This is a genomic window from Pseudomonas sp. (assembly GCF_030684895.1).
GTDB lineage: Bacteria > Pseudomonadota > Gammaproteobacteria > Pseudomonadales > Pseudomonadaceae > Aquipseudomonas.
This window is the reverse complement of sequence record NZ_JAUXXP010000016.1, coordinates 53,992-68,861: the sequence shown is the minus strand read 5'-3', so window position 1 is coordinate 68,861 and position 14,870 is coordinate 53,992. Positions and strand designations below refer to the sequence as shown.

General features: G+C 60.8%; 12 protein-coding genes. 5 read left to right on the top strand and 7 right to left on the bottom strand.

Annotation, left to right across the window (positions count from 1 at the left end; genetic code table 11):
- Positions 1-103 precede the first annotated feature (103 nt).
- From Q8M42_RS03255 to Q8M42_RS03235, 5 genes are all read right to left on the bottom strand, one after another.
- Positions 104-1,114 carry an ABC transporter permease subunit gene (locus Q8M42_RS03255; protein WP_304868271.1) on the bottom strand — a complete coding sequence of 337 codons (1,011 nt, stop codon included), beginning with the start codon at positions 1,112-1,114 and terminating at the stop codon, positions 104-106.
- A 131-nt stretch (positions 1,115-1,245) separates the two neighbouring features.
- Positions 1,246-2,835, bottom strand: a complete 1,590-nt coding sequence (locus Q8M42_RS03250) for an ABC transporter substrate-binding protein (protein WP_304868273.1) — start codon at positions 2,833-2,835, stop codon at positions 1,246-1,248.
- A 17-nt stretch (positions 2,836-2,852) separates the two neighbouring features.
- Positions 2,853-4,220, bottom strand: a complete 1,368-nt coding sequence (locus tag Q8M42_RS03245; RefSeq protein WP_304868275.1) for an OprD family outer membrane porin — start codon at positions 4,218-4,220, stop codon at positions 2,853-2,855.
- A 216-nt stretch (positions 4,221-4,436) separates the two neighbouring features.
- A complete protein-coding gene (locus tag Q8M42_RS03240; protein WP_370692725.1) occupies positions 4,437-6,008 on the bottom strand; it encodes an ABC transporter substrate-binding protein in 1,572 nt (523 codons plus the stop codon).
- A gap of 267 nt (positions 6,009-6,275) precedes the next feature.
- The gene (locus Q8M42_RS03235) at positions 6,276-6,839 is read right to left on the bottom strand and encodes a cupin domain-containing protein (protein WP_304868279.1); all 564 of its coding nucleotides are present in this window, start codon (positions 6,837-6,839) and stop codon (positions 6,276-6,278) included.
- A 170-nt stretch (positions 6,840-7,009) separates the two neighbouring features.
- Here Q8M42_RS03235 and Q8M42_RS03230 point away from each other — a divergent pair, with 170 nt between their 5' ends.
- Positions 7,010-8,236: a Xaa-Pro peptidase family protein gene (locus tag Q8M42_RS03230; protein WP_304868281.1), complete on the top strand. Its 1,227-nt coding sequence runs from the start codon at positions 7,010-7,012 to the stop codon at positions 8,234-8,236.
- A 59-nt stretch (positions 8,237-8,295) separates the two neighbouring features.
- Here Q8M42_RS03230 and Q8M42_RS03225 read toward each other — a convergent pair whose 3' ends face one another.
- Both Q8M42_RS03225 and Q8M42_RS03220 read right to left on the bottom strand, forming a co-directional pair.
- Positions 8,296-9,894: an ABC transporter substrate-binding protein gene (locus Q8M42_RS03225; RefSeq protein ID WP_304868283.1), complete on the bottom strand. Its 1,599-nt coding sequence runs from the start codon at positions 9,892-9,894 to the stop codon at positions 8,296-8,298.
- Positions 9,895-10,116: 222 nt separating this feature from the next.
- Positions 10,117-10,827 carry an SIMPL domain-containing protein gene (locus Q8M42_RS03220; protein ID WP_304868285.1) on the bottom strand — a complete coding sequence of 237 codons (711 nt, stop codon included), beginning with the start codon at positions 10,825-10,827 and terminating at the stop codon, positions 10,117-10,119.
- Positions 10,828-11,038: 211 nt separating this feature from the next.
- Between Q8M42_RS03220 and Q8M42_RS03215 the strand changes: the two genes are divergently transcribed.
- The 4 genes from Q8M42_RS03215 (at position 11,039) to Q8M42_RS03200 (ending at position 14,844) form a co-directional block, all read left to right on the top strand.
- Positions 11,039-12,292, top strand: coding sequence for an ATP-binding protein (locus Q8M42_RS03215; RefSeq protein WP_304868287.1), 1,254 nt, complete (start codon positions 11,039-11,041; stop codon positions 12,290-12,292).
- Between the two features lie 12 nt (positions 12,293-12,304).
- A complete protein-coding gene (locus tag Q8M42_RS03210) occupies positions 12,305-12,865 on the top strand; it encodes a response regulator transcription factor (RefSeq protein ID WP_304868289.1) in 561 nt (186 codons plus the stop codon).
- 92 nt (positions 12,866-12,957) lie between these two features.
- The gene (locus Q8M42_RS03205) at positions 12,958-13,899 is read left to right on the top strand and encodes an AEC family transporter (protein WP_304868291.1); all 942 of its coding nucleotides are present in this window, start codon (positions 12,958-12,960) and stop codon (positions 13,897-13,899) included.
- Positions 13,900-14,055: 156 nt separating this feature from the next.
- Positions 14,056-14,844: a YfaP family protein gene (locus Q8M42_RS03200; protein ID WP_304868293.1), complete on the top strand. Its 789-nt coding sequence runs from the start codon at positions 14,056-14,058 to the stop codon at positions 14,842-14,844.
- The last annotated feature ends 26 nt before the right edge of the window (positions 14,845-14,870 follow it).

The window sequence follows — 14,870 nt, the reverse complement described above, 5'->3', positions numbered from 1 at the left end:
GGTGGATGACGCTTTTTTCATCCACCGTTTGGACGTTGCGATGGTGGATGGGTGAAGCGTCATCCACCCTACGGAAACAATGCGGCTATGCATGGTGTGTTCCTTAGCGCTGATGGCGAATGCGTGGGTTGGCTAATCCATAAAGGATGTCCACCACGAAGTTGACCAGGATCACCAGGCAGGCGATCAGCAAAATGCCGTTCTGCACCACCGGGTAGTCACGCGCGCCAATCGACTCGATCAGCCATTTGCCGATGCCCGGCCAGGAGAAGATGGTTTCGGTCAGTACCGCGCCCGCCAGCAGCGCGCCGACCTGCAGGCCGAACACCGTGAGCACTGGAATCAGTGCATTGCGCAGGCCGTGCACAAACACCACGCGGGCCGGCGACAGGCCCTTGGCGCGGGCGGTACGCACATAGTCCTCGCGCAGCACTTCGAGCATTGCCGAGCGGGTCATGCGGGCGATCACCGCCAGCGGGATGGTGCCGAGCACGATGGCTGGCAGGATCAGATGGCGCAGGGCATCGACAAACGCGCCTTCCTCATCCGAGAGCAGGGTATCGATCAGCATAAAACCGGTGACCGGTGGGATGTCATAGAGCAGGTCGATGCGCCCGGACACCGGCGTCCAGCCCAGCCACACCGAGAAGAACATGATCAGCAGCAAGCCCCACCAGAAAATCGGCATGGAATAACCGGCCAGCGAGATGCCCATCACCCCATGGTCGAACAGCGAGCCCCGTTTCAGTGCAGCAATCACTCCGGCGATCAGCCCCAGGGTGCCGGCAAACAGCAGAGCGGCGAGGGACAGCTCCAGGGTGGCGGGAAACAGCGTGGTGAATTCGTCCCAGACGCTGGTGCGGGTGCGCAGCGACTCACCCAGATCGCCCTGGGCCAGCTTGCCGATGTAGTCGAAGTACTGGGCATACAGCGGCTTGTTCAAACCCAGGCGCTCCATGGCCTGGGCGTGCATGACCGGGTCCACCCGGCGTTCGCCCATCATCACTTCCACCGGGTCGCCGGGGATCATGCGGATCAGCGCAAAGGTCAGCAAGGTAACGCCGAAGAAGGTGGGGATCAGCAATCCCAAGCGGCGTGCGATAAAAGCAAACATGGGTGTTTGTTACTCCGCATCAGTGTATTCGCGCCAACGGCTACGTGGGCCGCGGGCATAGTGTGTCGATCTGCCACTGGCGCGCAGTTGGTGCGCGTCGGTGGCTCCTGTTTTGAGTACGGCTTGCAGAATCAGTGCCGCTTTACCTTGGCGTAATTGTTCGAGCCCATGGGGCTGAGGGTAAAACCCTCGACATCACCACTGACCGCACTGAATTGCTTGGGGTGAGCCTGGGGAATCCACGGTGCCTGCTGATGGAAAATTCCCAGCGCCTGGCGGTACAGCGCAGCGCGCTGCTGTGGTTCTATGGTTTCCCGGGCCTGGGTGATCAACCTGTCGAACTCGCTATCACACCAGCCGGCCTGGTTCTCGCCGCTCTGTGCGGCGGCGCAAGAGAGGTTGGGGGTGAGGAAGTTATCCGGGTCGCCGTTATCGCCGGCCCAGCCCATAAACACCAGGTCGTGTTCGCCGTTCTTCGCGCGCTTGATCAGCTCGCCCCATTCCATCACGCGGATGTCGGTTTTAATGCCGACTGCTGCCAGGTCGGCTTGCAGCATTTGTGCGCCGAGTGATGGGTTGGGGTTGGTGGGGCCGCCGCCTGGGCGGGTCCAGATCGACAGGCTGATGCCGTTCGCGTGGCCGGCTTCGGCGAGCAACTGACGGGCGCGCTGAGGGTCATGGGGCCAGCCCTCAAGCTGATTGTCGTAGCCGAGCAGGGTTGACGGGTAGGGCGCTACGGCCGGACTGGCGCCTTCGGCCCCGAACTGCGCGCCGAGGTAGGCCTGCTTGTCGAAGGCCAGGTTGATCGCCTGGCGTACGCGCACATCGTCCAGCGGTTTATGGCGCACGTTGAGGGCCACGTAGGAGGTCAGCAGTGAGTCGAGTTCCAGTACCTGCAATGTGTCATCGGCCTTGAGTGCCGGAATATCGAAGGGGCGTGGGTACAGGGCAATGTGGCAGGCCCCGGCGCGCAGCTGCTGGATGCGCACATTGGGATCGGTGGTGATGGCAAACAGCAGTTTTTCTGAAGCTGGCTCACCATCCCAATAGTCCGGGTGGCTGCTGTAGCGCACCTGAGCATCCTTGGCGTAGCGCTGCAATACAAACGGTCCGGTGCCGATTGGCTGGCTGTTGAGCAGTTCCTGCTTGCCGGCTTTGAGCAGCTGCTCGGCATACTCGGCGGAGTAGATCGAGGTGAAGCCCATGGCCAGGTCGGCGAGGAAAGGCGCCTGGGGCTGGTTGAGCACGAAGCGTACGCGGTGCTCGTCGAGCTTTTCGATGCGGGCAATCAGCTTGCCGAATTCCATGGCCTCGAAATACGGGAAGCCGCGGTTGGCCTGAACATGCCAAGGGTGCTTGGGGTCATGCTGGCGCTGGATGCTCCACAGCACGTCATCGGCGTTCATCTCGCGGCTGGGGGTAAACCAGGCGGTGCTGTGAAACTTCACCCCTTTGCGCAGATAGAAGGTGTAGCTCAGCCCATCGGGGCTGATGTCCCAGCGCTCGGCCAGGGCCGGTTCGATTTCGGTGGTGCCGGGTTTGAAACGCACCAGGCGATCAAACAGCGCTTCAGACGCCGCATCGGCGGTTACCGCTGTGGTGTATTGGACGATATCGAAGCCTTCCGGCGCTGCTTCGGTGCACACCACCAGTGGTTTTGCCTGAATGGCTGTGCAGCCGAAAGCGAGCAGCAAGGGGAGATGGCGTAGGTTCAAGTGCATGCTGACTCTCCCGGTGCTTAGAGCAGGTCAAAGGGCAGGGTGCTGACGATGCGCAGCTCGTTGACGCTGCCATCGGCCTGGTTCTGGCTGGCCTTGTGCGACATGTAGGTGACCTTGAAGGTGCTGTCCTTGATTGCTCCGCTCTGCACCTTGTAGCTCGCCATCAGTCCGTACTCGCGGTGTTTTTCGCCATCCTGGCTGAGTACGTCGGCGTAGTTGGCGTGGGCGCCATTGCGCCCGCCGTCGTAGTGAGTGCCGTCGATATCCCAGCCTTTGGCGTACCAGGCCATGGTGCTTAGGCCAGGTATACCGAAATAGCTCCAATCCGTTTCATAGCGGATCTGCGCGGATTTCTCGTTCGGGCCGTTGTAGTCGGAAAGCAGCGAGTTGGCCAGGTAGATAGCGGACGTTTCGTGTACGTAATCAAAGTATTCATCCCCCTCGACCTGCTGCCAGGCCAGGGTCAGGCCGTGAGCCTGATGACCGAGGGTAAAGGCCAGGCTCCAGGTATTGTTATCGATATAGCCGGCTTCACGCGCGCCACTGTCACGGGTGTGGTAGCCGTTGAAGGCGGTGCGCAGGGACAGCTGTTCGCGGTCACCGAGATCGTGGGTAATACCCAGGTAGTACTGGTCCCAGATGTCTTCAAAGCGCCCGCCATACAGTGCTACTTCGAGGTTATCCAGCGCTTTGTAGTTGCCGCCCAGGTAGTTGTAGCGTTCTCCTTCTGCTTGGCGAGTGCCGTATTCGGTGGTCAGGGCTTCATCGCCTGCGCCGGTGCGCGGGCTGGTGCGGCGAAAGCTACCCGCTTGCAGATTGAGGTTGTCCAGCTCTTCACTGACCAGGCCGACGCCGTTGAAGCTGGATGGCAGGGCACGGTTGTCGATGGCGTTGAATACCGGTGTTTCGACTTGAAAACGCCCGACTTTGAGTTCGCTGCGGGAAATACGCGCGCGTAGGTTGGCGATGCCGAGTTTGGACCAGTGCTCCTGGCCATGACCGTTGCTGTCGGCCAGGGTGCGGTTGCCGCCGCCAGCGATACGGCCCTTGCCGCGCTCCAGGTTGATTGCGTTGAACGCCGCCACATCGATGCCGAAACCAACCGTACCCTGGGTGTAGCCGGAGTTGTACTTGAGCTGTGTGCCTTGCACCCAGGTGTAGCGCGACTGGGTGAACTGCGCACCACCATCCTTGGGGATATTCAGGCCGGAATGGCCCTGGAAACGTTCGCGAGCGGCAAAATTGCGGGTACTCAAGGACAGGCTCTGGCCCTCGAAAAAGCCGCTGGCGCTGTCCTGGCCGCTGGGTTCAGCCGCCTGGCTGTAGCTGCTGAGGGTGAGAATGGCGAGGCTCAGGGGAATGCTGGTACGAAGGGTTAAGGTCATTTGCTTGGCTCCTGTAACGGCTTTTTTATTAGGCAAGGAGTGCTCATACGGACTACCTGTCGCAGGGACGAAACAGCCCCGGCAACGCTCGGAAAGCGCATTCTTGCGAACGTTTTGGCAGCTACGAAACACTCAGCCGGTGATTGCCGGGCGAGGAATACAGTCGTTTTTATTAGGTGTTCGGCGGGCCCGCTGGCCCGCCGTTGGTGCACGTTCTCAGCGCGTGTTGCTGACGCCGTAGAAACTGTTGCGCCCGAAGGGGCTGATCTCGAAGCCTTCTACGCTGTTGCGCATGGGCTGATAGACCGTTGAATGCGCGATCGGGGAGATCGGCAATTGTTGCTGGATGATCTGTTGCGCCTGCTGATACAGCTTGGTGCGGGCGTCGCGATCGGTAATCGCCTTGGCCTGCTTGACGACCTTGTCGTAGCCGGCATCGCACCATTTGGAGAAGTTGTTGCCATTGACCGAGTCGCAGCCGTACAGGGTGCCCAGCCAGTTGTCCGGGTCACCGTTGTCGCCGGTCCAGCCGATCAGCATGGCGTCATGCTCACCGGCATGGGCGCGCTTGATGTACTCGCCCCACTCGTAGCTGACGATCTCTGCCTTGATGCCCACCTTGGCCCAGTCGGCCTGAAGCATTTCGGCCATCAGTTTGGCGTTGGGGTTATACGGGCGCTGCACGGGCATGGCCCATAGGGTGATCTTGGTGCCTTCGGCAACGCCAGCCTGCTTGAGCAGGGCCTTGGCTTTTTCGATGTCTTGCGGAATTGCGCTGATGCTTTCGTCATAGGACCACTGGGTCGGTGGCATGGCGTTGACCGCCAGTTGCCCGGCGCCCTGGTAGACCGCGCTGATGATCGCCGGTTTGTCGATGGCCATGTCCAGCGCTTGACGCACTTCGAGCTTGTCGAATGGCGCGCGGGTCACGTTATAGGCGATATAACCCAGGTTGAAGCCAGGCTGGCTGGGCACCTGCAGATTCGGGTCTTTTTGCAGCGCGGCAAGGTCAGCTGGGCGCGGGTTCAGGGTGACCTGGCATTCGCCCGCCTTGAGCTTTTGCGCGCGCACCGAGGCGTCGGTGTTGATGGCGAAGATCAGGTTGTCGATCTGCACATCTTCAGGCAGCCAGTAGTCCTTGTTGCCCTTGAAGCGAATTTGCGCATCTTTCTGATAGCGGTTGAACACGAAGGGGCCGGTGCCGATCGGCTTCTGGTTGATGTCGGCGGCTTTGCCAGCCTTGAGCAGCTGGTCTGCGTATTCGGCGGAGTGGATGGCGGCGAAGTTCATCGCCAGGTTTTGGATAAAGGCCGCGTCCACATTGTTCAGGGTGAAGCGCACGCTGAGGTCGTCGACTTTCTCCACCTTGGCGATGTTCTTGTCCAGGCCCATGTCGGTGAAGTACGGGAACTCGGTCGGATAGGCCTTACGGAACGGATGATCCTTGTCGAGCATGCGCTGGAAGGTGAACACCACGTCATCAGCGTTGAAGGTGCGGCTGGGGGTGAAGTAGTCGGTGCTGTGGAATTTCACCCCAGGCCGCAGCTTGAAGGTGTAGCTGAGACCGTCGTCACTGACCTGCCATTCAGTCGCCAGGGCCGGTACGGCCAGGGTGCTGCCGCGCTCGAACTGGGCAAGGCGGTTGAATAGGGTTTCCGAGGCGGCGTCAAAATCGGTGCCGGTGGTGTATTGGCCCGGGTCGAAACCGCCGGGACTGCCTTCGGAGCAGTACACGAGGTTGCTGGCGGATGCGTATGTCGAGCCGAGAAGCAGTCCGGCGACGAGCATGGCCTGGATGGACGTGTGAGTGCGCATGAGTACCTCATTTATTCTTTTTTTGGGCGTCATTGAGGGCCAGCCTCGTGGGCTGTGATCAGCACCGCTGCGTTCCGACCTGTCGGGTGAATAGGCCGGCCCAGAGCTGCGGTGGAGCGAAATCGCTCAGCAACCTGCCGCGCTCGAAATTAAGTCATGCTGAAATTGAGGTCAATAGAAATTAAGCGCTACTAACATTTGTTGTCATCACACTGTGCTAGCGCGCACCCGTTATCGGGGTCAGGGCGTGCTGTGGTCGTCGAACAGGCTGAGGGTGGTGATGGCCAGCATTTCCGCTACCTCGTTACCGACATTGGCCAGGCGATGGGCCTTGCCGGCATCGAAGTGCACCGAGTCGCCGGCGCTCAGTGGGTACTGGCGGCCGTCGATGGTGTAGAGAATCTTGCCGGATAACACGTAGGCGAACTCGGCACCTTCATGGGCGATCAGTTCGGATTGGTAGCCGACCGGCATGCTCATTTTTACCGCGTTCAACTGGTTGCCCGGGAAGCTGCTGGACAGCCGCTCGTAGGCCAGGGGCTGGCCTTCGATGGTGTAGCGCACCCGCTCGCCCTGGTGGGAGTCGGGCTCGGGTTGTGGCGGTTGGTCGAACAGCACGTTGAGCGGAATGTCGAGTGACTTGGCGATGCTGGCCAGTGAGGAAATCGAGATGCCGGTCAGGTTGCGCTCGGCCTGGGAGAGGAAGCTGGCGGTGAGCCCCGATTCGCTGGCGACTTCATTCAGGGTCTTCTTCGCGGCCCGCCGGTAGCGGCGCAAACGTTCTCCGATGCGATCTGCGGTCATAACCCTGGCTCGTGCTGAAAGAGCGCCAGTATACCGTTCGGCGCCACGCATAAAAGTCGTCGGACAATCCTTAATAAATTAAGTGTGACTTAAATACTTGCTGCGTTATATTTAAGCCTTACTTAAATTACGTCTGATGAATACCGCTAACCATACAAAAGGAGCGCGAGATGACCCATGGTGTTGGAGGTTGTACGCCGCAACAGGCGCTTGCCGGGCTGCACAACATGATGGATGGCGCACAGCCTATCGAACTTGCCGAGTATCAGGCGCGGGTGGGTCGCGCTCAGGCGCGCATGCAGGCCGAAGGTGTTGCCGCAATATTTATCAACGCCGGCAGCAACCTGCAGTATTTCACTGGCGTGCGCTGGCATCCCAGTGAGCGCATGGTGGGCGCCATTATCCCGGCCGAGGGGCCGCTGGAATACCTCGCCCCGGCATTTGAGGTCGGTACGATTCGCGACTTCCAGGTGCTCGCAGGGGTCATCAATACTTGGCAGGAGCACGAAAGCCCCTATCAGTTGCTGCTCGATACCCTGCAGCGAATGGGCATCACGGCCGATCCAGAGCAGCCAGTGAAAGTCGGCCTCTGTCCGACGCTGGCGTTCTTTATGGTCGACGGCATACGCCGCCTGGCCAGAGGCTACGAGTTTGTCGATGGCGCGGTGGTCAGTGCTTACTGCCGGCAGCGCAAATCAGCGGCGGAGCTGGCCCTGATGCAGCGCGCCAAGGACATGACCCTCGAGGTGCACAAGGCCGTCGCCACTGTGCTGCACGAAGGCATCAGCACCACGGCGGTGGCCGAGTTTATTCAGCAGGCGCATCGCGCCGTCGGCGCGGCGGGCTCGACGTTCTGCATCGTGCTATTTGGTCCGGCCAGTGCTTTTCCCCATGGCGTCAAACACGCGCAGACCCTCAAACAGGGCGATATGGTGCTGATCGACACCGGTTGCCAGGTGCACGGCTACCTGTCGGACATCACCCGCAGCTATGTCTTCGGCGAGCCCAGTCAGCGTCAACGTGACTTCTGGAACATCGAGAAAGCCGCGCAGCTTGCAGCGTTCGAGGCCGCGCAGCTCGGCCAGCCCTGCCAGGCGGTGGATGCTGCGGCGCGGCGCACTCTGGAAGCGGCGGGCCTGGGCCCGGATTACAAATTGCCGGGTCTGCCGCATCGCACCGGGCACGGTATCGGTCTGGATATCCATGAAGGGCCCTATCTGGTGCGTGGCGATCTGACGCCGCTGGCCGAAGGCATGTGCTTCAGCAATGAACCGATGATCTGCGTGCCGGGTGAGTTCGGCGTGCGCCTGGAGGATCACTTCTACATGAGCGCCGATGGGCCGCGCTGGTTCACCGTGCCGAGCCATTCGCTGGATGACCCATTTGGGTTGGGATAAGTGCGGTTGCAGTAAATAAAACGGCGGCCATTGGCCGCCGTTTTTTATTGCCGGGATGGTTACTTGACGCCGACGCCGTAGAAGGAGTTCAGCGCGAAGGGGCTGATGCGGAAGTCCTCAACCTTCTTGCTCATTGGTTGGTAGACCGTGGAGTGGGCGATCGGGGTGATTGGCACTTCACGCTTGAGGATGACCTGCGCCTGTTTGTACAGCTCGGTGCGCTCGGCGGTGTCGGTCACGCGCTTGGCGGCTTTCACCAGTTTGTCGTAGTCGGCATGGCACCACTTGGAGAAGTTGTTGCCGTCCACTGCGTCGCAGCCGTACAGGGTGCCCAGCCAGTTGTCCGGGTCACCGTTGTCGCCGCTCCAGCCGATCAGCATGGCGTCGTGCTCGCCGGCCTTGGCGCGCTTGAGGTATTCGCCCCATTCGTAGCTGACGATCTTGGCCTTGATGCCGACCTTGGCCCAGTCGCTTTGCAGCATTTCAGCCATCAGCTTGGCGTTGGGGTTGTACGGGCGCTGCACCGGCATGGCCCACAGGGTGATCTCGGTACCTTCCTTGATGCCGGCGGCCTTGAGCAGCTCTTTGGCCTTTTCCGGATCATAGGCCGGGTCCTTGATGCTCTCGTCATAGGACCATTGGGTCGGCGGCATGCCGTTGACCGCCAGCTGGCCGGCGGTCTGGTACACCGCGTCGATGATGCCTTGCTTGTTTACCGCCATGTCCAGCGCCTGGCGCACTTCGAGCTTGTCGAACGGCGGGTGGGTGACGTTGTAGGCGATATAGCCGACGTTGAACCCGGCCTGCTCAGGCATGTCCAGATTCGGGTCTTTTTTCAGCGCGTCCAGATCCGCCGGCCGCGGGAACAGGGTGACCTGGCACTCGCCGGCCTTGAGCTTCTGCATGCGCACCGAGGCGTCGGTGTTGATGGCGAAGATCAGGTTGTCGATCTTCACCTCGTCCGGCTGCCAGTATTCCTTGTTGCCCTTGAAGCGGATCGAGGCGTCCTTCTGGTAGCGGCTGAAGACGAACGGGCCAGTGCCGATAGGCTTCTGGTTGATGTCGGCGGCTTTGCCGGCCTTGAGCAGGCTGTCGGCGTATTCGGCGGACTGGATTGAGGCGAAGCTCATCGCCAGGTTTTGGATAAAGGCGGCGTCGACTTCGTTGAGGCTGAACTTGACGGTCATGTCGTCGAGTTTTTCGATCTTGGCGATGTTCGCGTCCATGCCCATGTCGGTGAAGTAGGGGAACTCCGACGGGTAGGCTTTGCGGAACGGGTGGTCCTTGTCGAGCATGCGCTGGAAGGTGAACAGCACGTCATCGGCGTTGAAGTCGCGGCTCGGCTTGAAGTATTCGGTGGTATGGAATTTCACCTTGGGGCGCAGGTGAAAGGTGTAGCTCAGGCCGTCTTCGCTGATGTCCCACTTCTCGGCGAGGCCCGGGATTACGGCTGTGCCGCCACGCTCGAACTGGCTCAGGCGGTTGAACACGGTTTCCGCAGCGGCATCGAAGTCGGTGCCGGTGGTGTACAGGCCAGGGTCGAACCCGGCGGGGCTGCCTTCGGAGCAGAACACCAGGTTGCCGGCGGCGCTGGCAAGTGGCGTGCTGGCGATCAGCCCAGCGGCGAGTAGAGCCTGGATGACGGCGTTCTTACGCATAGTGACCTCATGGTTATTGTGGTTGTGATCCTGAGGGGCCTCTTGTGGAGACCTTGGGTGAAGCTATGCAGGGCGTATGCCGCAGGCAAGTGGCATGTCGCAGAGAGAACAGGAATGACGATGCAGCTGTACCTGGTGTCGCAATTCTATAAAAGAGCGGGGATAACATGGCAAAGCGCCGCTATCGTCGGATAACGGCGCTGCTTCTGTTTGTAGCAGTTTTTACGGCATCTGCACTTCGATTACGCCATCGGCATTAATGCTTACCTGGCTGGTGCCGGCTTCGATATCCGGAGTGGCTGACGCATCCATCATCGCTGCGCCTTTCATCGCTTCCATGCGCATGATCGGCGGCTGGAAGCCACCGCTGTTCAGGCTCAGGCTGACGAGTTTGTAGCCGCTGCCGCCGAGGGCTTCGGTGGCCAGTTGCGCGCGGGCCTTGAAGGCTGCCACGGCATCCTTGAGCAGGGCGTCTTCGTGGGTTTTGCGGGTGTCTGAGGCGATACTGAAGTTCATCCCGCCCATCTTCAGGGTTTGCAGCATTTCCCCGGTGAGCTTGGACAACGCGCTGAAGTCAGCGCTTTCCAAGCGCAACTCGGCGCGCTCGCGCCAGGCGGTGATTTTCTGGCCCTTGTCGTCGTACACCGGGTAGCTGTTACGGCTGCCTGAGGCGACGCTGACACCTTTGACCAGGCGGGCCTGGGCGATGCCGGCGTTGAGGGTCTTGCTGATCTGCGCGGCGAGGGCGGCTGGGTCGCTGTCCTGGGCTTCGCTGTAGAGGGTGACGTGCATCAGGTCGTGAGCAATTTCCTGATTGACCTCGGCGCGCAGCGCGACCTGGTTGTAACGCGCTTCTTCGGCCATGGCCGTGGCGCTCAACAGGCTGGTGGCGCTCAGCAGCAGGGCGGTGGCGAGGCGGGACAATGGCAGCATGATGATTCCTTTATGTGATGGGCGCATGGGGTATGCGCGGCTTTCCAGAGGGTAGACGTAGCGATCAGACTGGACGGGTTAAATCCGGTTCCAGAATTTATTCTCGGATCATTGATGAGTGTGACATTGGCTGCGGCGCGTTGCCGCAGTTAGGCGCACAGAGGCTTGGTTATACTCCTGCGGCTCGCTAAATGAGCATCTTGGAGATTCTATGCTCGCACCTGTGCAGCTACTGTCGGCGAGCCGGCAAAACCTCTGGCGCCTGACCCTGATCCGCATTCTGGTGCTGGCGGCGCAGGCCGGTTCTGTGGGCCTGGCGTACAAGTCCGGTGCGTTGCCGCTGCCCTGGCTGGAACTGAGCGTGACCCTCGGCATTTCCCTGGTGCTGTGCCTACTCACCGCGCTGCGCCTACGTGGCCCTTGGCCGGTGACCGAGCAGGAATACGCGGTACAACTGGGCTGCGACCTGATCATCCACAGCTTGCTGCTGTATTACTCGGGTGGTTCGACCAACCCCTTTGTTTCTTATTACCTGGTGCCGCTGACCATTGCGGCGGCGACCTTGCCCTGGCTCTACACCATCACCCTGTCCGGCCTGGCGCTGGGCGGTTACACCTTTCTGCTGGTCTGGTCGCACCCGCTGGAGTTACCGCAGGGGCCACGGGAAAGCCTGCTGATCTACGGCATGTGGTTGAGCTTTGCTTTGGCCGCCGGCTTGATCACCTTCTTTGTGGCGAAGATGGCCGAAGAGCTGCGTCACCAAGAAGAGCTGCGCGCCGAGCGCCGTGAAGAGGGTTTGCGTGACCAGCAGCTGCTCGCCGTGGCAACCCAGGCGGCGGGTGCCGCGCATGAGCTGGGTACGCCGCTGGCGACCATGAGCGTGTTGATCAAGGAACTGCGCCGCGAGCATCAGGAACCGACCCTGCAAGAGGATCTGGCGGTGCTGCAGGAGCAGGTCAAACTGTGCAAGGAAACCCTGCAGCATCTGGTGCGCGCCGCCGAAGCGGATCGGCGTCAGGCGGTGATCGAGTTGTCTTCGGTGGAGTGGCTGGAAACCACCCTCAACCGCTGGCACCTGATGCGCCCCGAAGCCAGTTATCGCTACCAATGCCTGGGCCGTGGCGCGCCGCCACGTATGATGCCGCCAGCCGATCTGACCCAGGCGCTGCTCAACCTGCTGAACAACGCTGCCGATGCCTGCCCGGACAAGCTGGATATCCGTTTGGACTGGGATCATCAATGGCTGCGCCTGAGCATCCGCGACTTTGGCGCGGGTGTGCCGCTGGCGATTGCCGAGCAGCTGGGGCGGCCGTTTTTCACCACCAAGGGTAAGGGTTTCGGCCTGGGTTTGTTCCTCAGTCAGGCCAGCGTCACCCGTGCTGGCGGCACGGTTAAACTGTATAACCACGAAGAAGGCGGCACGCTCACCGAGCTGAAACTGCCGCGCGCCTATGGCCGAAGCTAAGGAAATACCCGAATGAGCGATGAAGTGCTGTTCGAAGGCGAAGAACAACCGCACCTGCTGCTGGTCGATGACGATCCGACCTTCACCCGCGTTATGGCCCGCGCCATGAGCCGTCGTGGCCTGCGGGTTTCCACCGCTGGCTCGGCCGAAGAAGGCCTGGCCCTGGCCGAACAGGATGTGCCGGATTACGCCGTGGTCGACCTGAAGATGGAAGGTGATTCTGGTCTGGTGCTGCTGCCCAAGCTGCTGGAGCTGGACGCTGAGATGCGTGTGGTGATCCTCACCGGTTATTCGAGCATTGCCACCGCCGTAGAGGCAATCAAACGCGGCGCCTGCAACTACCTGTGCAAGCCGGCCGATGCCGATGATGTGCTGGCGGCGCTGCTAACCCAGCATGCCGACCTGGATACCCTGGTGCCGGAAAACCCGATGTCGGTGGACCGCCTGCAGTGGGAGCATATCCAGCGCGTACTTAGCGAGCACGAAGGCAATATCTCCGCCACCGCCCGCGCTTTGGGCATGCACCGGCGCACCTTGCAGCGCAAATTGCAGAAGCGTCCGGTACGTCGCTAAACGTTATGTTCTAGGCATGAAAGGCTGCTGAAAGCTTTCCGCCAGGCAACCTTGCTATCATTAGCCCCCTATCTAACTGGTCAGGGGCTGTCATGCTCGCCGTTGTTCAGCAAACCATCAGCGTAACCGCCCCGGTGTTTTCCATGCTGTTTCTCGGCGTGGCGCTCAAGCGTCTGGGGCTGATTGATGCGGCCTTTATCAACACCGCATCCGCGCTGGTGTTTCGTGGCACGCTGCCCACCCTGTTGTTTCTCGGTATCGTCCAGGCGGATTTGCGCACCGCCTTGCAGCCGGCCTTGCTGGTGTATTTTGTGCTGGCGACTCTGGGCTGCTTTCTGTTGGCCTGGGGCTGGGCGATCCTGCGCTGCCCTGAGGCGGATCGCGGCATCTACACCCAGGGCGCGTTTCGCGGCAACAACGGCATTATCGGCCTGGCGCTGGCCACCAGCATGTATGGCGATTACGGCCTATCGGTCGGCGCGGTGCTCGGTGGGGTGGTGATCCTCAGCTACAACACCCTGTCGGCAATTGTCCTGGCGATTTATAGCCCACAGGCCAAAACCGATGCCTGGAGTCTGACCAAGAACATCTTCAGCAATCCGCTGATCATCGGCGTGCTGGCGGCCATTCCCTTTGCCGTCTGGCAGATTGCGCTGCCGGTTTGGCTGCTGACTTCTGGCGAGTACTTTGCGCAGATGAGCCTGCCGCTAGCGTTGATCTGCATTGGCGGCACCTTGACCTTGGAGTCGCTGCGCGAGAGCAGTGGCATGGCGCTCAGCTCAAGCCTGATGAAGGTGCTCTGGCTGCCCTTGCTGGCAACCCTGGGCGCCTGGCTGTGGGGCTTTCGCGATGCCGATCTGGCGATTCTCTTTCTGTACTTCGCCAGCCCCACGGCGGCGGCCAGTTTCGTGATGGCCAAGGCGGTGGGCGGTAATCATCAGTTGGCGGCGGCGATCATCGTGCTGACCACCCTGGCCACGGTAGTGACCACCAACCTCGGACTGTTTGTGCTGCAGTGGGGCGGTTGGATCTGAGTCGTGCGACAAGGCTGCATCTGCTGGAGCTGCCCCACCAGCCGAGTAAAGTGTGATGGATGCCGGAAACCTCGTCACCGAGACCCGGTGGAGATTGTCAGTTCGCTTGCAAGTCTTTAATTTGCGTCCCCTCGCACCCGTTTTAAAGGATTAAGCATGCGCGGTGTTTACGTGTGTCTCGGCCTGTTGCTGGCGACTGGACTGCAGGCCGAACCGGCGATGAGCCTGGATGGACCGACTGCCGGCTGGCGCTATTCCGGCTTGCTCAATGACATGCAAACGCCGCGCGTGGCGTATCCAACGCCGCCGATTGATCGCGGTGGCCAGCGCAGCCGCAGCATGATCGAAGGCAAGCTGAAAGACCTTGCCGCAGAGCGTACGCCGCACCGCCTGGTGGTCAACGGCAACCCCCTGCCTCTTTATACCGATGCCGAAGGTCGCTTTGCTCGTCCCTACAACTTTGGCGCTGGCTCGAACAGCGTCGAGCTGGTCAGTGCCGAAGGCCAGCGGCTCAAACGCGTGCAGTTTTACGAAGCCAACCTGAGCAAAACCCCGGCGCGGGTGCGGATTGCCCTGGGTTGGGACGATCCCAAGGCCGAACTCGACCTGCATGTGGTGACTCCGGATGGCCAGCATGCGTTCTGGGCCCGCCCGGTGCTGAGCAATGGGGGTGGGTTGGACGTCGACAGCGTCGATGGCCCGGGCCCGGAGATGTTTACCATGAGCGCGCCATTGCACGGTACCTACCTGATTTACGTCAACTACTGGGGCAACCTGAACAGCCAGGGTTACAACTTCCAGGCTGGTAGCAATCAGAACGAGGTGATCACCGCGCAGATCAACCTGGTCTTCAACGAAAACACCGTCAATGAAAAGCGCGAGACCTTCGTCGTGCCGCTGCGCACTATCGGCGATCTGCTACTGATCAAGTCTTTCAACTATTGAGTGCTCCCACAGCAGGGAAGAACTGG

Bases quoted from the DNA above. Each gene is read 5' to 3' on its own strand.
- Q8M42_RS03240 (WP_370692725.1), bottom strand. From the start codon at position 6,008: ATGCTCGTCGCCGGACTGCTTCTCGGCTCGACATACGCATCCGCCAGC.
- Q8M42_RS03210 (WP_304868289.1), top strand. From the start codon at position 12,305: ATGAGCGATGAAGTGCTGTTCGAAGGCGAAGAACAACCGCACCTGCTG.
- Q8M42_RS03200 (WP_304868293.1), top strand. From the start codon at position 14,056: ATGCGCGGTGTTTACGTGTGTCTCGGCCTGTTGCTGGCGACTGGACTG.
- Q8M42_RS03220 (WP_304868285.1), bottom strand. From the start codon at position 10,827: ATGCTGCCATTGTCCCGCCTCGCCACCGCCCTGCTGCTGAGCGCCACC.
- Q8M42_RS03205 (WP_304868291.1), top strand. From the start codon at position 12,958: ATGCTCGCCGTTGTTCAGCAAACCATCAGCGTAACCGCCCCGGTGTTT.
- Q8M42_RS03245 (WP_304868275.1), bottom strand. From the start codon at position 4,220: ATGACCTTAACCCTTCGTACCAGCATTCCCCTGAGCCTCGCCATTCTC.
- Q8M42_RS03250 (WP_304868273.1), bottom strand. From the start codon at position 2,835: ATGCACTTGAACCTACGCCATCTCCCCTTGCTGCTCGCTTTCGGCTGC.
- Q8M42_RS03255 (WP_304868271.1), bottom strand. From the start codon at position 1,114: ATGTTTGCTTTTATCGCACGCCGCTTGGGATTGCTGATCCCCACCTTC.
- Q8M42_RS03215 (WP_304868287.1), top strand. From the start codon at position 11,039: ATGCTCGCACCTGTGCAGCTACTGTCGGCGAGCCGGCAAAACCTCTGG.
- Q8M42_RS03225 (WP_304868283.1), bottom strand. From the start codon at position 9,894: ATGCGTAAGAACGCCGTCATCCAGGCTCTACTCGCCGCTGGGCTGATC.
- Q8M42_RS03235 (WP_304868279.1), bottom strand. From the start codon at position 6,839: ATGACCGCAGATCGCATCGGAGAACGTTTGCGCCGCTACCGGCGGGCC.
- Q8M42_RS03230 (WP_304868281.1), top strand. From the start codon at position 7,010: ATGACCCATGGTGTTGGAGGTTGTACGCCGCAACAGGCGCTTGCCGGG.